The sequence below is a fragment of the Streptomyces sp. CA-135486 genome (assembly GCF_050936555.1).
GTDB lineage: Bacteria > Actinomycetota > Actinomycetes > Streptomycetales > Streptomycetaceae > Streptomyces.
Genome location: NZ_JBNJMM010000001.1, coordinates 2,832,182 through 2,851,542 on the forward strand (window position 1 = coordinate 2,832,182; position 19,361 = coordinate 2,851,542).

At 70.6% G+C, this 19,361-nt stretch carries 19 protein-coding genes and 1 riboswitch; of the genes, 14 read left to right on the forward strand and 5 right to left on the reverse strand.

Features of this window, described 5'->3' with window-relative positions; translation table 11 throughout:
- Positions 1-300 precede the first annotated feature (300 nt).
- Positions 301-1,512: an MFS transporter gene (locus ACQEVG_RS12880; RefSeq protein ID WP_432981643.1), complete on the reverse strand. Its 1,212-nt coding sequence runs from the start codon at positions 1,510-1,512 to the stop codon at positions 301-303.
- A gap of 88 nt (positions 1,513-1,600) precedes the next feature.
- On the opposite strand from ACQEVG_RS12880, the gene ACQEVG_RS12885 reads away from it, so the two are divergent.
- Entirely contained in the window at positions 1,601-2,779 is a 1,179-nt protein-coding gene (locus tag ACQEVG_RS12885) for an ROK family transcriptional regulator (RefSeq protein WP_432981646.1), read from the forward strand.
- Between the two features lie 89 nt (positions 2,780-2,868).
- On the opposite strand, the gene ACQEVG_RS12890 is transcribed toward ACQEVG_RS12885, so the two are convergent.
- Positions 2,869-3,627 (reverse strand): SDR family oxidoreductase, encoded by a 759-nt coding sequence (locus ACQEVG_RS12890; protein WP_432985312.1) that lies wholly within the window; start codon positions 3,625-3,627, stop codon positions 2,869-2,871.
- Between the two features lie 92 nt (positions 3,628-3,719).
- Positions 3,720-3,850, forward strand: a riboswitch (FMN riboswitch).
- A gap of 139 nt (positions 3,851-3,989) precedes the next feature.
- On the opposite strand from ACQEVG_RS12890, the gene ribD reads away from it, so the two are divergent.
- From ribD to ACQEVG_RS12940, 10 genes are all read left to right on the forward strand, one after another.
- Positions 3,990-5,084 carry a bifunctional diaminohydroxyphosphoribosylaminopyrimidine deaminase/5-amino-6-(5-phosphoribosylamino)uracil reductase RibD gene (gene ribD / locus ACQEVG_RS12895; RefSeq protein WP_432981649.1) on the forward strand — a complete coding sequence of 365 codons (1,095 nt, stop codon included), beginning with the start codon at positions 3,990-3,992 and terminating at the stop codon, positions 5,082-5,084.
- Positions 5,085-5,693, forward strand: a complete 609-nt coding sequence (locus ACQEVG_RS12900; RefSeq protein ID WP_432981652.1) for a riboflavin synthase — start codon at positions 5,085-5,087, stop codon at positions 5,691-5,693.
- Complete coding sequence (locus tag ACQEVG_RS12905) at positions 5,690-6,343, forward strand: nicotinamide mononucleotide transporter family protein (protein ID WP_432981655.1); 654 nt, start codon at positions 5,690-5,692, stop codon at positions 6,341-6,343. Before ACQEVG_RS12900 ends, ACQEVG_RS12905 begins: the two co-directional genes overlap by 4 nt.
- A complete protein-coding gene (locus ACQEVG_RS12910) occupies positions 6,340-7,629 on the forward strand; it encodes a bifunctional 3,4-dihydroxy-2-butanone-4-phosphate synthase/GTP cyclohydrolase II (protein WP_432981658.1) in 1,290 nt (429 codons plus the stop codon). The genes ACQEVG_RS12905 and ACQEVG_RS12910 overlap by 4 nt, the downstream gene beginning before the upstream one ends.
- A 24-nt stretch (positions 7,630-7,653) precedes the next feature.
- Positions 7,654-8,139, forward strand: coding sequence for a 6,7-dimethyl-8-ribityllumazine synthase (gene ribH / locus ACQEVG_RS12915; RefSeq protein WP_404726534.1), 486 nt, complete (start codon positions 7,654-7,656; stop codon positions 8,137-8,139).
- Positions 8,140-8,174: 35 nt separating this feature from the next.
- Positions 8,175-8,447, forward strand: coding sequence for a phosphoribosyl-ATP diphosphatase (locus ACQEVG_RS12920; RefSeq protein ID WP_142215995.1), 273 nt, complete (start codon positions 8,175-8,177; stop codon positions 8,445-8,447).
- Between the two features lie 61 nt (positions 8,448-8,508).
- Complete coding sequence (hisG, locus tag ACQEVG_RS12925; RefSeq protein ID WP_432981663.1) at positions 8,509-9,357, forward strand: ATP phosphoribosyltransferase; 849 nt, start codon at positions 8,509-8,511, stop codon at positions 9,355-9,357.
- Positions 9,358-9,360: 3 nt separating this feature from the next.
- On the forward strand, positions 9,361-9,831 hold the full coding sequence (locus ACQEVG_RS12930) for a PH domain-containing protein (protein WP_432981666.1): 471 nt from the start codon (positions 9,361-9,363) through the stop codon (positions 9,829-9,831).
- A gap of 157 nt (positions 9,832-9,988) precedes the next feature.
- On the forward strand, positions 9,989-11,329 hold the full coding sequence (locus ACQEVG_RS12935) for a hemolysin family protein (protein WP_432981669.1): 1,341 nt from the start codon (positions 9,989-9,991) through the stop codon (positions 11,327-11,329).
- Complete coding sequence (locus ACQEVG_RS12940) at positions 11,326-12,408, forward strand: hemolysin family protein (protein ID WP_432981672.1); 1,083 nt, start codon at positions 11,326-11,328, stop codon at positions 12,406-12,408. The genes ACQEVG_RS12935 and ACQEVG_RS12940 overlap by 4 nt, the downstream gene beginning before the upstream one ends.
- Position 12,409: 1 nt before the next feature.
- On the opposite strand, the gene ACQEVG_RS12945 is transcribed toward ACQEVG_RS12940, so the two are convergent.
- Both ACQEVG_RS12945 and ACQEVG_RS12950 read right to left on the reverse strand, forming a co-directional pair.
- A complete protein-coding gene (locus ACQEVG_RS12945; RefSeq protein ID WP_432981675.1) occupies positions 12,410-14,302 on the reverse strand; it encodes an AAA family ATPase in 1,893 nt (630 codons plus the stop codon).
- A 366-nt stretch (positions 14,303-14,668) separates the two neighbouring features.
- Entirely contained in the window at positions 14,669-15,301 is a 633-nt protein-coding gene (locus tag ACQEVG_RS12950; protein WP_432981678.1) for a uridine kinase family protein, read from the reverse strand.
- 170 nt (positions 15,302-15,471) lie between these two features.
- On the opposite strand from ACQEVG_RS12950, the gene ACQEVG_RS12955 reads away from it, so the two are divergent.
- From ACQEVG_RS12955 to ACQEVG_RS12965, 3 genes are all read left to right on the forward strand, one after another.
- Positions 15,472-16,854 carry a peptidase C39 family protein gene (locus ACQEVG_RS12955; protein ID WP_432981681.1) on the forward strand — a complete coding sequence of 461 codons (1,383 nt, stop codon included), beginning with the start codon at positions 15,472-15,474 and terminating at the stop codon, positions 16,852-16,854.
- A gap of 119 nt (positions 16,855-16,973) precedes the next feature.
- Complete coding sequence (locus tag ACQEVG_RS12960) at positions 16,974-17,123, forward strand: SCO1431 family membrane protein (RefSeq protein WP_432981684.1); 150 nt, start codon at positions 16,974-16,976, stop codon at positions 17,121-17,123.
- A 116-nt stretch (positions 17,124-17,239) separates the two neighbouring features.
- Positions 17,240-17,914 carry a TetR/AcrR family transcriptional regulator gene (locus tag ACQEVG_RS12965; RefSeq protein WP_432981687.1) on the forward strand — a complete coding sequence of 225 codons (675 nt, stop codon included), beginning with the start codon at positions 17,240-17,242 and terminating at the stop codon, positions 17,912-17,914.
- Between the two features lie 74 nt (positions 17,915-17,988).
- Here ACQEVG_RS12965 and ACQEVG_RS12970 read toward each other — a convergent pair whose 3' ends face one another.
- Entirely contained in the window at positions 17,989-19,257 is a 1,269-nt protein-coding gene (locus ACQEVG_RS12970; RefSeq protein ID WP_432981690.1) for a glycoside hydrolase family 18 protein, read from the reverse strand.
- Positions 19,258-19,361 lie beyond the last annotated feature (104 nt).

The following is a 19,361-nucleotide window of genomic DNA, read 5'->3' on the forward strand; positions in this document are numbered from 1 at the left end:
CCGATGGCGCGGTGACGGGCCGGGGCTTCCCCGGAACGGGGGAGTGGACCTACGCTCGCACGGTCTCGTTCATGAACCCCGTTCATATATCTGATGGAGCGCTCGATGACCGGAAGGCCCCGACGGCGCCGGGGAGTTCAACGCGGCGGCGGACGCGGGTGACGGCGATGCCAGGGCGGCTGGGCCGCGGTTGGAGGCGCCGCCGGTGGGTGACCTGGGGGCGTTGCGCCCGGCGTCGGAACAGCTGGACTCGATCGCGGGCTGATCCGGGGGCGGGGCCCAGTTGTGGGAAGGGGCGGCTCAGCCCCGTGGCTCCGCAACCGCCTCCGCCGCGCTCGGCTTCACGCTCCCGCCGCCCCCCGACCGCAGTACCCCCGCCCCGACCACCAAGCCGCAGGCAAGCGCCGTCACCAGGCCGAACGACACCACCAGGCTTGTCGCGTCCGCGACCGCGCCGATTGCCGACGGGGCGATCAGGCCCGAGGTGTACGTGATCGTGGCGACGCCCGCGATGGCCTGGCTCGGGTGGGGGCCGCTGCGTCCCGCCGCCGCGAAGGCCAGGGGTACGACGACCGCGACACCGATCCCGATGAAGGCGAAGCCGGTCACGGCCACGGCCGGATGCGGTGCCATGACCACCAGGAGACCGCCCGCGGTCGCCAGTACGCCGCCCACCCGAACCGTGCGTACCGGTCCGAAGCGGTCCACGATCCGGTCGCCCACCAGCCGCGCCACCGCCATCGTCAGCGCGAAGGCCGTGGTGGAAGCGGCCGCGAGCCCGGCCGATGTGTCCAGCACATCGCGCAGATAGACCGCCGACCAGTCCAGACTCGCACCCTCCGCGAACACCGCGCAGAACCCGACCGCGCCGATGAACAGCGCCGACTTCGGCGGCAGTGCGAATCTCGGCGGCGGCGCCTCGTCCGGGGCGCCGCGCAGGTCCCGTACGCCCTGACAGGCGATCAGCCCGAGCGCCGTGAGCGTCGCGGCCGCGATGGCATGGTGGGTGCGGGCGTCGCTGCCCAGATGCGCGGCGAGCGTGCCGCCCGCCGAGCCGATCAGCGCCCCGACGCTCCACATCCCGTGCAGCCCGGACATGATCGAGCGGTTGAGCCGGTTCTCGACCTCGACGCCCAGCGCGTTCATCACCACGTCCGACATTCCCGCCGTCGCCCCGTACAGGAAGAGCGCGCCGCAGAGCGTGAGCTGATTCGGCGCGAGGGACGGCAGGATCAGCGAGAGGGTCGACAGGGCGATCAGACCGCGCAGGGCGTTGCGCGCGCCGAAGCGGTGGCTCACCGCGCCGGCCAGCGGCATCGCCACGGACGCGCCCAGCGCGGGGAAGGCGAGCGCCAGACCGAGCTGTCCGGCGCTGACCCCGGCATGGTCCTGGATCCAGGGGATGCGCGTGGCGAAGCTTCCGGTGACCGCGCCGTGCACACAGAAAACGGCAGCGACGGCATACCGCGCCCGCTTCAACTGCCGAGCGCCGAAGACGACTTCGTACGCCATGCCGATGCCCCTCCGACGACCTTTTGAGTAAACTATCAGGAACCCTGCCTGATAAATAGTGGCGGCAGGCATCTGGAAGGATTCCGGCATGCCCGCATCCCCTAGCACCGCCCGGGCCATCAACGACCGGCTCGCACTCCAACTGCTGCAGCAGGAAGGCCCGTTGACGGCAGGGCAGTTGAAGACCATGACCGGACTCTCCCGTCCCACCGTCGCCGATCTGGTGGAACGGCTGCAGGGCTCCGGCCTGATCCAGATCGTCGGCGAGGCGGGCGCCGAGCGGCGCGGCCCCAACGCCCGGGTCTACGGGATCGTTGCCGACCGCGCGCATCTCGCCGCTCTCGACGTACGGACCCAGAGTGTGACCGTCGTCGTCGCCGATCTGCTCGGCACCACCCTCGCCGAGGCCGCACTGCCCATCGGCAGCGACACCGGTACCGAGCTCGCCGTCGAACAGGCGGTCGCGCTGGTCGAGCGGACCGCGCGGGAGGCGGGCGCGGCCCGGCTGCACAGCGTCGGCATCGGCGCGCCGGGACTCATCGACCCGGTCAGCGGCGAACTGCGCGACACCAGCGGCCTGCCCGCCTGGCACCGCAGCCTCGTCGCCGCGCTCCAGGAGCGGCTGCCGGCCCGGGTCGTCGTCGAGAACGAGACCAATCTGGCGGCCGTCGCCGAAAAGCGCCTCGGCGTCGCCCGCGACCGGGACACCTTCGTCTTCCTGTGGCTGGGACACGGGGTCGGGGCAGCGCTCTTCCTGGACGGCAGGCTCCGCCGGGGGGCGTCCGGCGGCGCGGGGGAGATCGGCTTCCTGCCGGTGCCCGGCACGAGGGGCGTGCCGTCCGCGCTCGACTGCGAGGGCGGCTTCCACTCGATGGCCGGTTCCGGCGCGATCTGTGCGCTCGCCGTGGAACACGGCATCGAGGCGGACGGGACCCAGGAGCCCGCGGCCGTGGCGCTCGTGCGTGCCGCGGTGGCAGCCGGGCACCACGAGTTCCTGGACGCCCTCGCCCGGCGCCTGGCGCTGGGCGCGGCCGCGGTCGCCGCCGTGCTCGACCCGGGCTGCGTGGTCCTCGGCGGGGAGGTCGGCCACGCGGGCGGCGCGGAGCTGGCCGCCAGGGTCGAGTCCCGGCTGGCCCCGCTCTCCCCGCTGCGTACGGAGGTACGTGCCGGAGCGCTGGGCGGCGCGGGGGTTCTGAGCGGCGCCCTGATCACCGCGCGCGAGGCTGCGCAGGACGAGCTTTTCCCGCCTGCGAACCGCGCAGGCTGAGCCGCGTCACTGCGGTGGGCGCGGTCGCGGAGGCCGCGCGGCGGCAAGGAAGCCGAGGCCCCAACGAAGCCGTCCGCAGCCGTCCGCGCTCATCGCCTCCCGTCCCCGGGTCCGCCGAAGCGTTCGTCGAGGAACTCCTCGAACGTCCGCCTGCCCACGGCCCGTTCCGGCGTCAGGTGCCGTCCGGCGCGAAACCCCGTGTACGCCTTACCCGCCAGCCGCACCGGCACGATCGGCCTCCTGCGGCCCGTCGCCGCCAGATAGGCGCGGGCCAGATCCGGCAGCGAGCGGATCTGGGGGCCGCCCATCTCGGGGACCTGCCCCGCGGGTTCCCCCACCGCCAGCTCCGCCAGCCGCCCGGCGACTTCGGCCGTGTCGATCGGCTGCACGCTCATCCCGGCGGGCAGCGGTATGACGGGCAGCTTCGCCGACGACGCCAGAACCCCCAGCACGAAATCGTGGAACTGGGTCGTCCGCAGCACGGTCCAGCCCAGGCCGGACGCCTGCAGCATCCGCTCCACCCGCCACTTGGTCCCGTAGTAGCCGAGCGGCACCCGGTTCACACCGACGATCGAGATATAGACCAGATGGGCCACCCCCGCCCGCCGCGCGGCCTCGATCAGATGCCCGGCGGCGCTGTCGTCGCCGCCTCGAGGGCTGCTCGCGCAGTGGACAACGGCGTCCACGCCCCGGACCGCCGCGTCGAGCCCCGTACCCTCGCGCAGATCAACGCCGTACGGCTGTGCGCGGCGGCTGAGCACCCGCACTTCGTGCCCCGCAGAGCGGAGCCGGTCCGTCACCGGCCGGCCGAGCGTTCCCGTGCCGCCGGTCACCAGGATTGTCTTCACCACGACAGTCAACCCGACGCAGTGAGGCAGCCCACACGAATTCACCCGCATGGCAGACGATCAGGCGTGGCACACTGACCCTGTACCAGAAGCAGCGCACTCCGGGGTCGGTGAAAGTCCGAACCGGCGGTTACAGTCCGCGACCCGGCCGCATCCAGTGGCCGGTTGACCAGGTGAAATTCCTGGACCGACGGTTAAAGTCCGGATGGGAGGCAGTGCGCGGCGGGCGGGCACCTTGCACGCCGCCGTCGGCTTGTCCTTGAGACAGGCCACATTCGGCGTTGCCCTCGGTGTCACTGTCCGTACGTTCTGTCGTCATCGACAGGCCCCGGAGTCCGTGCCCGAAGAGGCAGGAGAACCCGGTGGCCACCGCAGCCGACACCGACGCCATGCGCCGAGCGATCAGGCTCGCCGCTCGCGGACTCGGCTCCACCAGCCCCAACCCGGTCGTCGGGTGCGTCATCCTCGATGCCTCCGGTGACCAGGTGGGCGCCGGCTACCACCAGCGGGCCGGCGGCCCGCACGCCGAGGTGCACGCCCTGCGCGAGGCGGGCGAGCGCGCCGGCGGCGGCACCGCGTACGTCACCCTCGAACCGTGCAACCACACCGGTCGCACCGGCCCCTGCGCCCAGGCGCTGATCGAGGCCGGCATCAGCCGCGTCGTGTATGCGGTCGCCGACCCGAACCCGCAGGCCACCGGCGGCGGCGACACCCTGCGCGCCGCCGCTGTCCAGGTCGAGTCCGGCCTGCTCGCCGAGGAGGCCGAGGCGGGCAACATCGCCTGGCTCACCTCCGTGCGCCTCGGCCGGCCCTACGTCCTGTGGAAGTACGGCGCCAGTCTCGACGGACGCGTCGCCGCGCAGGACCGCACCAGCCGCTGGATCACCTCGCCCGAGTCGCGTGCCGACGTCCACCGGCTGCGCGCCGAGGCCGACGCGGTGATCGTCGGGTCCGGCACGGCCCGCGCCGACGACCCGCACCTCGCGGTCCGCGGGATAGAGGGCGCCGTTCAGCCGCTGCGGGTCGTCGTCGACACCAACGCCACCGCCGTGAAGCCCGGCGCCCGCGTCCTCGACGACGCCGCGCCCACGCTGATCGCGGTCGCCGAGGACGCCGAGCCCCAACTGCCCGACGCCGTACAGGTCGTACGGCTGCCTCGCGCGGCGCGCGGCCTGTCCGTACCGGCGCTGCTGGAGGACCTGTACCGGCGCGGTGTCCGCTCCGTACTCCTCGAAGGCGGCCCGACCCTCGCCGGGGCCTTCGTCGCCGCGGGAGCCGTCGACAAGCTCGTCGGCTATCTCGCCCCCGTACTGCTCGGCGCGGGCCCCGCCGCCCTCGCCGACGCCGGAATCTCCACCATCACCGAAGCGTTGCGGCTCGAGATGACCGAGACCGTGCGCATCGGCCCCGACCTCCGCATCGCCGCCGTCCCCGCAACAACCCCCAAGGAGCGCTGAGTGTTCACCGGAATCGTTGAAGAGCTGGGTGAGGTCACCGCCGTCGAGAACCTCGGCGACTCCTCCCGCTTCCGACTGCGCGGCCCCCTCGTCACCGAAGGCGCGAAGCACGGCGACTCCATCGCCGTCAACGGCGTCTGCCTCACCGTCGTCGACTTCGGCGACGGCGAGTTCACCGCCGATGTGATGGCCGAGACGCTGAACCGCTCCAGTCTCGGCGCGCTCCAGGAAGGCTCCCGTGTCAACCTGGAGCGGCCGATGGCCGTGGGCGACCGGCTCGGCGGGCACATCGTCCAGGGACATGTCGACAATGTCGGCACCGTCCTTGAGCGCAAGCCCTCCGAGAACTGGGAGATCGTCAAGATCTCGCTCCCCGCCGACCTCACCCGCTATGTCGTCGAGAAGGGGTCCATCACGGTCGACGGCGTCAGCCTCACGGTCGTGGACGCGGGCCCCGACTACTTCACCATCAGCCTGATCCCGACCACCCTCGCGCTGACCACGCTGGGCATCAAACAGCCCGGCGACCCGGTCAACCTCGAGGTCGACGTCATCGCCAAGTACGTCGAGCGGCTGCTCGGCCCGGATGCCAGGGAGACAGCCAAGTGAGCGCCCTGTCCTGGCTGAACTCGGTGGCCTTCACGGCCTTCGAACAGCCCATCAAGTGGTCCGACATGATCGGCAACATGGTCGGCCTGATCGCGCTCGCGCTGGGCTGGCGGCGCTCCATTTGGACCTGGCCCGCCCAGTTCGCCTCCGGTGTCATCCTTGTCGCCGCGTACGCCTCCGCCCACCTCAGCGGTGGAGTCGGCAAGCAGCTCCTGGTCATCGGCGTCGCCGTGTGGGGCTGGCAGCAGTGGACCCGCGGCAAGCGGCAGGCCCAGGACGGCACCATCGCCGTCCGCTTCGCCTCCTGGCGCGAGCGCGCCGTGCTTGTCGCCGGTGCGGCTCTCGGCACGCTCGCTGTCGGTGGCCTGTTCACGCTCTACCCGTCGCTGTCCTGGAGCCCGTGGGCCGACGCGTACATCTTCATCGGGACGCTCGTCGCGATGGTCGCCCAGGCGCGTGGTCTGGTCGAGTTCTGGTTCGCCTGGCTGCTCGTCGACGTTGTCGGCGTGCCGCTGGCCTTCAACAGTGACCTGGCCTTCTCCGGACTGGTCTACGTGGTCTATTTCGCGCTCGTGCTGTGGGGCATGCGCGACTGGTGGCTGCGCTCCCGCAAGAGCGTCAAGCCCGTCCTGGAAGGAGCGGCGGCATGACCGCACTGCCCACTTGGTACTCCACCGACAACGTCGAGGATCTGGCCCTCGACCCGGTCGAGCATGCCATCCGCGACATCGCCGCCGGGCGCCCGGTCGTGGTCGTCGACGACGAGGACCGCGAGAACGAGGGCGATCTCGTCATCGCCGCCGAGAAGGCCACGCCCGAGATCGTCGCCTTCATGATGAGTGAGTGCCGCGGTCTGATCTGCGCCCCCATGGAGGGCGAGGAGCTGGACCGGCTCGACCTGCCGCAGATGGTCGCCCACAACACCGAGTCGATGCGGACGGCCTTCACGGTCTCCGTCGACGCGGGCCCCGCGTACGGAGTCACCACCGGCATCTCGGCCGCCGACCGCGCGACCACCCTGCAACTGCTCGCCGGCGGCGAGGCCCAGGCCTCCGACTTCGTACGCCCGGGCCATGTCTTCCCGCTGCGTGCCAAGCCCGGCGGAGTGCTGGTGCGCAACGGCCACACCGAGGCCGCCGTCGACCTCGCCCGCCTCGCAGGCCTGCGTCCCGCCGGTGCGATCGTCGAGATCGCGGGCGAGGACGGGGTGATGCTGCGGCTGCCCGAGCTCATCCCGTTCGCCCGCAAGCACGGCCTGACGATCATCTCCATCGAGGACCTGATCGCCTACCGCCGCTCCTCGGAGCCGACCGTCAAGCGCGAGGCCGCGGTCAATCTGCCCACCTCCTTCGGGCAGTTCACCGCCTACGGATACCGCTCCACCGTCGACGGCATAGAACATGTCGCGCTCGTCCACGGCGAGATCGGCGACGGTGAGGACGTCCTCGTCCGGGTGCACTCCGAGTGCCTGACCGGCGACATCTTCCACTCGCTGCGCTGCGACTGCGGCCCCCAGCTGCAGGCCTCCATGGAGCACATCACCGAGACCGGCCGCGGCGTCGTCGTCTATCTGCGCGGCCACGAGGGGCGCGGCATCGGCCTGCTGTCCAAGCTGCGCGCGTACGAACTCCAGGAGCGCGGGCGCGACACGCTCGACGCCAACCTCGAACTCGGACTGCCCGCCGACGCCCGCGACTACGCGGCGGGCGCCCAGATCCTCGAGGACCTCGGCGTACGCAGCCTCCGGCTGATGACCAACAACCCCGAAAAGGAAACCGCGCTCGTCCGGCACGGCCTCACGGTCCACGGCCGCGAGCCGATGCCCGTCCAGGCGGGTGAACACAATCTCCGGTATCTGCGCACCAAGCGGGACCGGATGGGACACGACCTGCCCTGGCTCGACGCCTCCAGCGCGTCGGCCTGCGGCAACCAGTAAGTCAGTAAGCGGCAAGGGAGAGACATGAGCGGCAAGGGTGCACCCGAACTGTCCGTACGCAACTGCGGTGACCTGCGGGTGGCGGTCATCGCGGCCCAGTGGCACGAGAAGGTCATGGACGGCCTCGTAGACGGTTCTCTGCGGGCACTGCACGAGCTGGGCATCGACGAGCCGACGCTGCTGCGGGTCCCCGGCAGCTTCGAGCTCCCGGTGGTCGCCAAGGTGCTCGCGGGCCGCGGCTACGACGCGATCGTCGCGCTCGGCGTCGTCATCCGGGGCGGCACCCCGCACTTCGACTATGTGTGCCAGGGCGTCACCGAGGGCCTCGTCAAGGTCTCCGTGGACACCGGCGTCCCGATCGGCTTCGGCGTGCTGACCTGCGACACCGAGGAGCAGGCGCTGGACCGGGCGGGCCTGGAGGGCTCGAACGAGGACAAGGGACACGAGGCGGTCACGGCGGCACTCTCCACCGCCGCCACGCTGCGCACCGTCAGCGAACCCTGGCGCTGAGTCCAGGGGCCGCACCCCTTACCCTGGGGACCATCATGGCGAACAAAACCTTCGAAGAGCTCTTCGCCGAGCTGCAGCTCAAGGCGAAGAACGGCGACCCTGCCACCTCCCGCACCGCCGAGCTGGTGGACAAGGGAGTGCATGCCATCGGCAAGAAGGTCGTCGAGGAGGCCGCCGAGGTCTGGATGGCCGCCGAGTACGAGGGCAAGGAAGCCGCAGCCGAGGAGATCTCCCAGCTGCTCTACCACGTCCAGGTGATGATGGTCGCCAGGGGAATCTCCCTCGACGACGTCTACGCCCACCTCTGATCACCCGCACCCCATTTCCGTAGCCGCGAACACGTACACGCGAACAAAGGAAGCCCGTCTCATGCTGCGCATCGCCGTCCCCAACAAGGGTTCACTGTCCGGGCCTGCGTCGGCGATGCTCCATGAGGCCGGCTACCAGCAGCGCAAGGAGTCCAAGGAGCTGGTGCTCGTGGACCCCGAGAACGAGGTCGAGTTCTTCTATCTCCGTCCGCGCGACATCGCGATCTACGTCAGCTCCGGCAAGCTCGACATCGGCATCACCGGCCGTGATCTGCTGCTGGACTCCGGCGCCAACGCCGAGGAGATCCTTGAGCTCGGCTTCGCCCGCTCCACCTTCCGCTACGCCACCAAGCCCGGCACGGCGGCAGGCGTCGGCGACTTCGGCGGAATGACGATCGCCACCTCCTACGAGGGCATCGTCGCCAAGCACCTCGCCGACGAGGGCATCGACGCCTCCGTCGTGCACCTCGACGGTGCGGTCGAGACGGCGATCCAGCTGGGCGTCGCCCAGGTCATCGCGGACGTCGTGGAGACCGGCACCAGCCTGCGCAATGCCGGCCTGGAGGTCATCGGCGAGCCGATCATGAAGTCCGAGGCCGTCGTCATCCGCCGCGTCGGCGCGGAGTCCGACGATCCGAAGATGCAGCAGTTCCTGCGCCGCCTCCAGGGCGTCCTGGTCGCCCGCAGCTACGTGATGATGGACTACGACTGCCGGGCCGAGCACCTCGAGCAGGCCGTCGCCCTCACCCCGGGCCTGGAGTCCCCGACCATCTCGCCGCTGCACAACGAGGGCTGGGTCGCCGTGCGCGCCATGGTCCCGGCCAAGGAGGCGCAGCGGATCATGGACGATCTGTACGACCTCGGCGCGCGGGCGATCCTCACCACGGCCATCCACGCCTGCAGGCTCTGAGGGATGCCCGCCACCATGCCTGCCGATGCGCCCGAAGTCCCCGCGCTGCCGGTCACGTTCAGGCCGACCCGTACCCGGATCGTCCTGCTGACCGTGGGCGCGGCGATGTTCTCCGTGATCACCGCGATCGCCCTGCTGCTGGAGAAGCTCAGTGCGGGGGAGCGGAGCAGCTTCGTCTTCACCGCGCTGCTCTTCTTCGCCGTACTGGCCCTGCTGAGCAGGCCCAAGGTGGTCGCCGACGAGTCGGGTGTGACCATCGTCAATCTCACCCGTATGCGCCGTCTCGAGTGGGCGGAGATCCTGCGGGTAAACCTCCGCCCGGGTGACCCCTGGGTCTTCCTCGATCTCAGCGACGGCACCAGCCTGCCGGTGCTGGGCATCCAGCCCGGCATCGCCAGGGAGCACGCCATTCGTGACGCCCGCGCGCTGCGGGCGCTCGCGGAGAGCCGGGGGACACGCCCGGACGAGGACTGAACGTTATTCTGGTGGCGGTGGCGCCGAGCGCGCCCCGCCCCGCACCACCCGGCCCCCGCGGCCCGCGGGGCCACCTGCGACCCGAGGAGTGATTCCTTCCAGCAATGGACGGATCGTCCGGTAGTACCTGCGCCGCCCCCTCCCAGGAGGCGGCGGCATGATTGCCCCCCTGTTGCTGCTCGCCGCAGCCTTCTTTCTGATCCTCGCCAACGGCTTCTTCGTGGCGGCCGAGTTCGGCCTCGTCACCGTGGAGCGTGCGGACGCCGAGCGCGCGGCCGCCGAGGGAGACCGCCGCGCCCGCCGTGTCGTCACCTCCCTGCGGGAGCTGTCCTTCCAGCTGTCCGGCACCCAGCTCGGCATCACCATCACCTCGCTCGTCGTCGGCATGCTCGCCGAACCGGCGCTGGCCCGGCTGTTCGACGGGCCGCTGACCGCGACCGGCCTGCCCGAAGGGGCCGTCTCCGGGATCGCCGTGGTGGTCGGAATGCTGCTCGCCTCCGCCGTCCAGATGGTGATCGGCGAGCTCGTGCCCAAGAACTGGGCGGTCTCCCGGCCGTTGCAGGTCGCCCGGTTCGTCGCCGGACCGCAGCATCTGTTCTCGAAGGTGTTCCGCCCGGTCATCACCCTGCTCAACACCGTCGCCAACCGGCTCGTGCGGCTGCTCGGCGTCGAACCGGCCGATGAGCTGGCATCCGCCCGCACCCCCGGGGAGCTGGTGGCGCTGGCCCGCCACTCGGCGCGGGCCGGCGCGCTGGAGCAGGACACAGCCGATCTGTTCGTGCGTACCCTCTCGCTCGGGCATCTCACGGCACAGCATGTGATGACCCCCCGGGTGAAGATGAGCGCCCTGCAGAGCGACGCCACCGCCGCGGACGTACTCAACCTCACCCGGGCCACCGGCCTTTCGCGCTTTCCCGTCTACCGGGAGCGCATCGACGAGATCGTCGGGATGGTGCACCTCAAGGACGCCCTCGCGGTTCCCGTCGACGAGCGGCAGCGCACCCCGGTGGACCGGGTCGCCGTGCCGCCGCTGCTGGTGCCCGAGACGCTGCCCGTGCAGCAGCTCCTGGAACGGCTGCGCAGCGAGCAGCCCATCGCCGTGGTGGTCGACGAGTACGGCGGCACCGCCGGCGTCGTCACGCTCGAGGACATCGTCGAGGAGCTCGTCGGCGAGGTACGCGACGAGCACGACGCCGAGGCCGACGCCCGGCCCGAACTCGCCCCCGCCGCTCCGGAGGAAGGCCGGCCCGCCTGGGAGGCCGACGGCAGCTGCCGGGTCCTCACGCTGCGCCGGATAGGCCTTGATGTACCGGACGGGCCGTACGAGACCGTGGCCGGGCTCGTCGCCGATCTGCTGGGGCGCATCCCCGCGCCCGGCGACCGGGCCGAACTGCCCGGCTGGCGCCTCTCGGTGCGCCAGGTGGAGCGCTACCGCGCCGAGCGGGTGCGCCTGGTGCGCACCGCCGACGTCCCGGCCGCGCCGGAGGCAGTGCGATGAGCGTGATCCAACTGCTGTTCGCGGTGCTGCTGGTGCTCGCCAACGGCTTCTTCGTCGGGGCCGAGTTCGCCCTCGTCTCCGTACGCCGCAGCCAGATCGATCCACTCGCCACGCAGGGCTCCTCGCGGGCCCGGCAGGTGCTGCACGGCCTGGAGAATCTGCCGCAGATGATGGCTGCCGCGCAGTTCGGCATCACCATCTGCTCACTGACGCTCGGCGCGGTGGCCGAACCGACCGTGGCGCATCTGCTGGAGCCGGTCTTCCACGCGGCTCATCTGCCCGAAGGGCTGATCCATCCGCTGGGCTACGTCATCGCGCTGGCCGTGGTCGTCTTCCTGCATCTCGTCATCGGCGAGATGGTCCCGAAGAACCTCGCCATGGCCGCCCCCGAGAAGACCGCGCTCTGGCTCGGCCCCGGCCTGGTCGGCTTCGCCCGGCTGTGCCGCCCGGTCACCGTGGGGCTGGGAGCCTGTGCCCGGCTGGTGCTGAAGGCCTTCCGCGTCGAGCCCAAGGACGAGGTCGAGGCGGCCTTCACCAGCGTGCAGCTCGGCCGCCTGGTCGAGGACTCGGGCCAGGCGGGGCTGCTCGAACCCGCCGAGCAGGAGCGTCTTGAGGACGCCCTGGAGCTGGGCAGCCGTCCGGTGACCGATGTGCTGATCCCGCGCGCCACGCTGGTGACGGTGCCGCCTTCGGTCACCCCGCGGCAGATCGAGGAGCTGACGGTACGCACCGGTTACTCCCGTTTTCCGGTCTGTGCCGAGGGCGGCGGTCCCTATATGGGCTACCTCCACGTCAAGGACGTACTGGACATGGAGCACGGCGAACGGGCGGTGCCCCAGCAGATCTGGCGTCCCATGGCGACTCTGCGGGCCGAGCTCCCCCTGGACGACGCCCTCACCGTGATGCGCCGCGCGGCCACGCACCTCGCGCAGGTCGCCGACGCATCGGGCCGGGTGCTGGGTCTGGTGGCCATGGAGGACGTGCTGGAGATGCTGGTCGGCGAGGTCCGCGACCCGTCCCACCGGGTGACGGTGCCCCGGTCGCCGCAGGCGGCCCTGGATACCGCCCTGGTCGGCTGACTCAGCCCGGAGGATCCTGCGGGTCGCGGTCCACCGGACCGCGGCCCGACAGGACCTCGCCGTACGCCTGCATCAGATCGGGCAGCCGCAGCGTGGCAAGGTCCTCACGGGTCGGCGTACCCGGGTATCCGGACAGCCGCAGATCGCGGTAGGCGCAGCTCTTCTCGTACAGCGTGCGCAGAAAGCGGCCGTTGCCGAGCTCGTCGATCCAGCTCTGGTCGACCACATGCCCGCTGATGGAGCGCAGCTCCTCGCGGGCCTCGTCGTCCCACACATCGCCGTTCTCGGCGGCCAGCACCTCGCCGATCGCGGTCAGTTCGAGAGGACGGTACGAGGGGAAGTCGACCCGGGTGGTGAAGCGCGACGACAGTCCGGGGTTGGTGGCGAGGAGCCGGTCCATGCCCTCCGGGTAGCCGGCCAGGATGACCACCAGATGGTCGCGGTTGTCCTCGGCGCGTTTGAGGAGGACCTGCAGTGCCTCGTCGCCGTACGCGTCGCCCTTGGTGTAGCCGGAGTTGGAGAGGCTGTACGCCTCGTCTACGAACAGCACCCCGCCGAGCGCCGAGTCGATCAGCTCGTTGGCCTTCACCGCGGTCTGGCCCAGGAACTCGCCCACCAGGTCCGACCGTTGGGCCTCCACCAGATGGTCGCCGCCGAGCAGCCCGAGTGCGTAGAAGACCCGGCCGAGAATGCGCGCCACGGTGGTCTTGCCGGTGCCTGAGGGGCCGGAGAAGACAAAGTGCCGTTTCGGCGGCTGGACCGGAAGGCCCTGGCCGGCCCGCAGCCGGGCCATCTTCAGCTGCGCCGACAAGGCTTTGACCTGCCGTTTGACCGGCTCCAGGCCGACCATCCGCTCCAGCTGGGCGAGTGCCTCGGCGAGCAGCACCGGATCGGTGTGGCCCGCGGGGAAGGCCGGGGGAGCCGGCTGCGCGGGGACCACCGCCTTGTGCCGTACGCCCTCGGGCGGGGTGCTCGGCACCGAGCCCGGCAGCTGGGTCTGCGGATCGACGCCGACGCGTGCCTCGGCCGCGAGCGGCCCGTCGCCCTCGGCCTGCGCGTCGGCCACGTCCTGTCCGACGCCGGCCAGGGACACGGCCGCGAGACCTGCCGCATCGTCGTACCCGTCGATGCCGTCGTACTCCGCGATCGCGGCGAGGCGCGCGGAGGTGTCCATGAACGCCGGGTCGATCCGGTGCACCGCCCGGTACAGCGGCAGGGCGGCCGCGCTGCGGCCGGTGCCCTCGTGCGCCCGCGCCAGCCAGTAGCGCAGCTCCTTGCGCTGCGGCTGCTCGCTGCGACAGCGCATCAGGGCCGCGGAGAGCAGCGGCTCGGCCTGCCCGTACATCTCCAGCCGCACCCGGGCCATGCCGCCGAACAGCCCGGCCTCGATGCCCAGCAGCGGATCGTTGACCAGCGGCTCGGTGTGGCGTACGAGCTGTTCCCAGTCCTTGACGAGATACGCCCGGCAGGCGTGCAGAAAGCGCACCTGGTGGTCGGCGTCCACCGGCGGCAGTGCGGCGAGCGCCCGGTCCAGCTCGGGCACATGGCGGCCGTCCAGCCAGTGAGAGGCGTGCGCGAGGAGAAGATCGCGCCGGCTCTCCAGGACCGGCTGGACCCACCAGCCCAGCCAGTACCAGGAGTTCAGGGTGCGGCGGTGCCGGGCGCGCTGCTCGCCGAAGCGCTCGCGGGCCCGGTACATGCGCAGTAACGCGGTCGTCGTGTCGACGCGCAGCGCATGCAGCCCGAGCCAGCCGTCGGCCATCCCGGGATCGAGTCGCACCGCGGTCCGGAACTCCTCCTCCGCCTGCGGATACGCACCCATCGTGTAGGCGTCCACGCCGCGCACCCAGGCGAGGTCGGCCGGGGCCGGTGCGCCCTGCGTGCCGATGTCCATCAGATCCCCCACAAACGTGCGTGATCCCGCCGGGCGGACGCCCGACCGCAGCGTACAGAAACGCCTTGCCGTGGACGGGAATTGACCCCACCGAGGTGCATCGTACCTGCGCAAAGGGGTTGCGACGAAGGGTGCCGTGAGCGATCCGGTGGCGGTGACCCAGGGTGAGCGGGGGCAGGTGGCCGCGCCGCTGAAGTGGGGGGTGAGGGCAGAACGAAGCCCCCGGTCACGGGGGAACAACCGGGGGCTTCGCGTCTGCGGCGGCTCCGAAAAGCCGCACATTGAGAACGTAAGACCTGTGCGCCCCGTCGGTCAAGAAGACTTCAGGCACTCTTGAGGCGGAATGCCGACTGTTCAGTATGGAGCTCAGGATGCCGGGGGAAAGCGGTCACTCTGTGTGATGAGTTGGTTCGGTCGCGCTGTCGCAGGAGGCCCCGGCAGCCACTCGTACCCCTCCTGGCGCTCGCGTACCAGGGCATTCGCGAACGGACGAGATGGGTCCGCGGCGAAATGGCGTGTCTCCGCCACCGTCCAGCCGTCCCAGAACGTGGACAGTTCGCTTCCATCGCGTCGGCGGCCCCGCTGCCAGGACTCTTCGGCTTCTCTCTCCATCCACAGCAGCCACGCCAGATACGGGCGCAACACGCGTCGCCCTGCCCCGACCCCTTCGATCAGCACGACGGGAGCCGCTTCGAGAGCGCGCACGGAGGTGAAGCGACGCAGATTCCAGTCGTACGGGTGATAGTGCGCGGTGCTGCCCCGAGCGAGGGGCGCGATCACCTCGGAAAGCATCCGGTCCGTCCAGGCGAAGGGCTCCGCGTGACTGGCCAGATCGTCGAGGTGCAGCACCGGCACGCCGTTGCCGACAGCCGCCGCGAGCCGGGCGGCGAAGGTGCTCTTCCCCGAGCCGGCGTGGCCGTCGACCGCGAGCAGCCGCACCGGCCCGCAGGAGGGCGGGAGCGCGCGCAGGGCCCGGGCATGCTGATCGAGGTCGTCCATCCCGCCAGCCTACGAGGGCCGCGCGTCCCCGTCGTGGGTCACTCTCCCTACGGCGGGACCCCCAGTGGACGAGACCAATATTGATGCCGCGACGCGCCTCCTGACGCTGGCAGAAGTCCGCCGGGACCGGCGATAGTTGCCCCACTGCCGCGCACCTGACTGGGGGTCCCATGGCCAGACCGACTTCGCGCAGAACCGTGCTGGGCGCCGCGATCGCGGCCGCGGCGGGTACGGGTGCGCTCTCCTCCTCCGCCGTCCCGGCCGGTGCGGCACCGGCCGGCGCCGCACCGGCCGCAGAGCCCGCTGGACGCGTCGTGCCCGCCTCGCACATCGACAATCACTTCTGGACCTCGTACACGGACTGGCGCTCCGGCGCGGCCGCCGGCACCCGCGCGGTCGCGGGCAGCCGCCCCGGGCTCGTCATTTCGGCTCCGTTGGGCCGCACCGAGTACACCGACCCGCACACCGGGCGGAGCGCGACCTGGGAGTACGGCACCTGGACCTCGCCCGTCCACCTCTCCCGGGTGCCCGCCACAGAAGTCGTCGCCTCCTGGAACGCGTCCACCCCTGCAGGCACCTGGCTCCAGGTCGAGCTGCGGGGCCGCTACTCCGACGCGACCTCGACCCCCTGGTTCGTGATGGGCCGCTGGGCGGCGGGCGACGGGGACATCCGGCGCACCTCGCTCGACGACCAGAGCGACGGCAGAGCAAGCATCTGGACCGACACCTTCTCGATCGACGACGCGACGAGCGGGCTTCGGCTGAACTCGTACCAGCTGCGGTTGACCCTCTACCGCACGCCAGGAACGAGCCTTACGCCCACGGTCCGACGGCTCGGCGCGATGGCGTCCGACGTGCCGGACCGCTTCACCGTGCCCGCATCGACGCCGGGGCTCGCGCGCGAGCTGCGCGTGCCGCGGTACTCGCAGAACACGCATGTCGGCCAGTACCCGGAGTACGACAACGGTGGCGAGGCCTGGTGCAGCCCCACCTCCTCGCAGATGATCATCGAGTACTGGGGGCATGGGCCCACGGCGGCCGACCTCGCCTGGGTGAACCCGGCCTTCGCAGACCCGCAGGTCTGTCATGCGGCTCGCTTCACCTTCGACCACCAGTACAGCGGCTGCGGAAACTGGCCCTTCAACGCCGCCTACGCGGCCACCTACGCGGACATGAACGCGGTCGTCACCCGGCTGTCCTCGCTCCCCGACCTGGAGTCGCTGATCCGGGCCGGTATCCCGGCCGTAACGTCGCAGTCCTTCCTCAGGGAGGAGCTGACCGGGGCGGGGTACGGCACCGCCGGCCATCTGATGACCGTGATCGGTTTCACAGCGGGTGGCGATGTGATCGCCAACGATCCCGCATCGCTCAGCAACGAGGCCGTGCGCCGTATCTACAAGCGCGCCGAGTGGGAGAAGATCTGGCTCCGTACCAAGCGCTACAACGCCGCGGGCAAAGTGGTGTCCGGCACAGGCGGCGTCTGTTATCTCTACTGGCCGGCCCGGCCCACGGCCGCCCAGCGCAAGGCGCTGGCGGCCTTCGGCATCCACTGAGACAGCGGCCCGCGCCTGCGGGTCAGTGACGTGAGTCACTGACCCGGGCCGGTGTCGCTGGCACTGTGAACGGGTCCGGGGGGACGCGCCACACCTGCCAGACGACTGCGAGACACACCATGACTTCGACCGCTGCCACCGCCCACCGCGCCGAGCCCCGCACCCGCACGGGCGGCCCCGACGACGACTCCAACGTGCTCGAGCACATCCTCGGCTGGACCCTCGTCGTCGTCCTCGCCATGCTCGTCACCCAGCTCGGCCTTCTCTGAGAGCTCGGCCTTCCCGGAGCATGGCCGGCCGGACGGCCTTCTGCCGTCCACCGAGGCGGCTCCGCCTCTCTGCCATACTGCGGAGATCCTGTGGCAGTTGGAGACTTGGGCTCAATTTGAATAATAGTCAACAGCGTGGTGTGACCGGAAGATCCCAGATACGCCGTGGTGAACTCATCGCAACCGGACGGAAGTTGTTCGCCGACACTTCCTACGACGCGCTCTCGATGGACGACATCGCCAAGCACGCCGGGGTCGCCAAGGGCCTGATCTACTACTACTTCAAGAGCAAACGCGGCTACTACCTCGCCATCATCGAGGACTCGGTGGCCGAACTCGTCTCGCGCGCCGCCCAGGACACCGAGCTGCCACGTGCTGAGCGCGTGTACCGCACGGTCGACGACTACCTCCGCTACGCCCAGAGCCACCAGGCGGCGTTCCGCACGATCGTCACGGGCGGCGTCGGCTTCGACACCCAGGTGCAGTCCGTACGGGACGCGGTGCGCGAGGAGTTGATCGCGACCATCGCCGACGGCGCGTACGGCAGGCGCGACATCCCGATGCTCGCCCGGCTCGCGCTGCTCGGCTGGCTCAGCAGCGTCGAGGGAATCACTCTCGACTGGCTGGGCAGCCAGGAGCTGAAGCGGGAGACCGTGTGCGCGCTGCTGATGCGGTTGCTGCGCGGCACGGTGCGTACGATCGCGGAATTCGAGCCGGAGTGCCCGGAACCGCCGAACGAGCCGCTGCCCGCGGCCCTGGCCGATGCTGCGCGCGCGCCGGTCGAGGCCTGACGCGCCGGTCGAATGCATGAGTCGAGGGCGGGCGACCCGCCGGTCGCCCGCCCTCACATCACCGACTTCGGCCGCTAGTTGATGGCCTTGATCAGCTCTCCGTTCGAGGTGTCACCACTGAGCTCCCAGAAGAAGGTTCCGCCCAGACCCTGCTGGTTCTTGTAGGTCATCTTCCCGGCGATGGTGGACGGGGTGTCGTAGCTCCACCACTGGTTGCCGCAGTGCGCGTACGCCGTCCCGGCGACAGTCCCGTTGGCCGGGCACTTGGACTTCAGTTCCTTGTAGTCGTCGATGCCGGCCTCGTACTTGCCGGGCGCGGCGCCCGTCGCGGTCCCGCCGGGCGCCTTCTGTGTCACGCCCGTCCAGCCGCGTCCGTAGAAGCCGATCCCGAGCAGCAGTTTCGAGGACGGGATGCCGAGGCCCTTGAGCTTCTTGATCGCCGCGTCCGTGTTGAAGCCCTGCTGCGGAATGCCGGTGTAGGAGGTGAGCGGCGAGTGCGGAGCGGTGGGCCCCTGCGCCGCCCAGGCGCCGAAGGAGTCGTACGTCATCGGGTTGTACCAGTCGACGTACTGGGCAGCGCCCGCGTAATTCGCCTTCTCGATCTTGCCGCCGGACGAGGCGTCCGCGGTGATCGCCGCGGTCACCAGGTTGGAGCTGCCGAACTTCGAGCGCAGCGCGGACAGCAGGTTCTTGAAGGACTCGCGCCCGCTGGTGTCGCAGCTGGCACCGCAGGCGTTGGGGTACTCCCAGTCGATGTCGATGCCGTCGAAGACATCCTTCCAGCGGGGGTCCTCGACCAGGTTGTAGCAGGACTGGGCGAAGGCGGCGGGGTTGGCCGCGGCCTGGCCGAAGCCGCCGGACCAGGTCCAGCCGCCGAAGGACCAGAGCACCTTGAGACCCGGGTGCAGCTTCTTCAGCTTGCGCAGCTGGTTGAAGCTGCCTCGGAGCGGCTGGTCCCAGGTGTCGGCGACGCCGTCGACGCTCTGTGCGGCGGTGTAGGTCTTCTCGTAGTCGGCGAAGGAGTCGCCGACCGTGCACTTGCCGCCCTGGACGTTGCCGAAGGCGTAGTTGATGTGGGTGAGCTTGTTCGCCGACCCTGAGGTCTGGATGTTCTTGACGTGGTAGTTGCGGTCGTAGACGCCCCATTCGGTGAAGTAGCCGATCACCTTGTTGCCGGCCTTCGGGGCGGCCGCGGCCTGCGCGGTCGACTTGGTGGCGGAGCCGGACTCGCCTGCGGAGGCGAAGTGGGCGCCGGTGAACAGGGTCGCGCCGAGGGCAGCGGTACAGCCGGCGGCGATGAGCGCCTTCAGCCGGGCGCGGGGGCGGCGGTGGAGTCCGAGCATCAGGTCTCCTCGTGGGGGAGGGGGAGAGCGAGTGGGGGACTTGCGGTGGACCGTCGGGCTTCTTTGGCATGGACGCGGCCATGCGCTGAGGGGAAACGGTAGAA

Bases quoted from the DNA above. Each gene is read 5' to 3' on its own strand.
- ACQEVG_RS12880 (WP_432981643.1), bottom strand. From the start codon at position 1,512: ATGGCGTACGAAGTCGTCTTCGGCGCTCGGCAGTTGAAGCGGGCGCGG.
- ACQEVG_RS12885 (WP_432981646.1), top strand. From the start codon at position 1,601: ATGCCCGCATCCCCTAGCACCGCCCGGGCCATCAACGACCGGCTCGCA.
- ACQEVG_RS12910 (WP_432981658.1), top strand. From the start codon at position 6,340: ATGACCGCACTGCCCACTTGGTACTCCACCGACAACGTCGAGGATCTG.
- ribH (WP_404726534.1), top strand. From the start codon at position 7,654: ATGAGCGGCAAGGGTGCACCCGAACTGTCCGTACGCAACTGCGGTGAC.
- ACQEVG_RS12920 (WP_142215995.1), top strand. From the start codon at position 8,175: ATGGCGAACAAAACCTTCGAAGAGCTCTTCGCCGAGCTGCAGCTCAAG.
- hisG (WP_432981663.1), top strand. From the start codon at position 8,509: ATGCTGCGCATCGCCGTCCCCAACAAGGGTTCACTGTCCGGGCCTGCG.
- ACQEVG_RS12930 (WP_432981666.1), top strand. From the start codon at position 9,361: ATGCCCGCCACCATGCCTGCCGATGCGCCCGAAGTCCCCGCGCTGCCG.
- ACQEVG_RS12935 (WP_432981669.1), top strand. From the start codon at position 9,989: ATGATTGCCCCCCTGTTGCTGCTCGCCGCAGCCTTCTTTCTGATCCTC.
- ACQEVG_RS12940 (WP_432981672.1), top strand. From the start codon at position 11,326: ATGAGCGTGATCCAACTGCTGTTCGCGGTGCTGCTGGTGCTCGCCAAC.
- ACQEVG_RS12945 (WP_432981675.1), bottom strand. From the start codon at position 14,302: ATGGACATCGGCACGCAGGGCGCACCGGCCCCGGCCGACCTCGCCTGG.
- ACQEVG_RS12950 (WP_432981678.1), bottom strand. From the start codon at position 15,301: ATGGACGACCTCGATCAGCATGCCCGGGCCCTGCGCGCGCTCCCGCCC.
- ACQEVG_RS12955 (WP_432981681.1), top strand. From the start codon at position 15,472: ATGGCCAGACCGACTTCGCGCAGAACCGTGCTGGGCGCCGCGATCGCG.
- ACQEVG_RS12960 (WP_432981684.1), top strand. From the start codon at position 16,974: ATGACTTCGACCGCTGCCACCGCCCACCGCGCCGAGCCCCGCACCCGC.
- ACQEVG_RS12970 (WP_432981690.1), bottom strand. From the start codon at position 19,257: ATGCTCGGACTCCACCGCCGCCCCCGCGCCCGGCTGAAGGCGCTCATC.